The organism is Halalkalibaculum sp. DA3122, assembly GCF_043951865.1.
GTDB lineage: Bacteria > Bacteroidota > Rhodothermia > Balneolales > Balneolaceae > JAMQKA01.
Genome location: NZ_JBINJF010000103.1, coordinates 1 through 667, shown reverse-complemented (window position 1 = coordinate 667; position 667 = coordinate 1). Strand labels below are relative to the sequence as shown.

General features: G+C 55.3%; 1 protein-coding gene. It reads right to left on the bottom strand.

Annotated features, from left to right (window positions below; translation table 11 throughout):
• A partial coding sequence (locus tag ACG2F4_RS19380) for an HAD-IC family P-type ATPase (RefSeq protein ID WP_395262594.1) occupies window positions 1–667 on the bottom strand: 667 nt, incomplete at both ends.

Here is a 667-nt window from a genome sequence, read left to right as displayed (position 1 = left end):
CCATTTTGGGCGGCCAGGCTGGTGGAAACGGCCACGACCAGCGGTACCGCCAGCCCCAGTGCATGCGGGCAGGCGATCACCATCACCGTAACGGTGCGTTCCAGGGCGAATACAAAGTCTTCGGTCGTAAAGAACGTCCAGGCAAAAAACGTAAGCGCACCGGCCCCTAATGCAATCATGGTCAGCCAGAATGCGGCGCGATTGGCCAGATCCTGGGTGCGTGATTTGCTTTCCTGGGCCTGTCGTACAAGATCAATGACCTGGGAGAGAAAGGAGTCTTTCCCCGTCCGGTTAACTTCAACAGTCAGCGACCCCTCTCCATTGATGGAACCCCCGATCACTTCGTCATCCGGCTGCTTGGATACCGGCTTGGATTCGCCGGTCATCAGGGATTCGTTGACTGAGCTTTTCCCTTCCAGGACCAAGCCGTCGGCGGGAATTTTTTCCCCGGGTTTGACCAGTACCTTAAATCCTTTTTGAAGCTCTTCAAGCGGGACATCTTTTGTAGAGCCATCCTCTTGGACAACATGAGCCTCCGACGGCATCAACTTGGCCAGCTCTTCCAACGCCCTGGAGGCGCTCATCACCGATTTCATCTCGATGTAATGGCCGATCAGCATGATATCCACCAGCGTGGCCAGCTCCCAGAAGAAAACTTGTCCTTCTA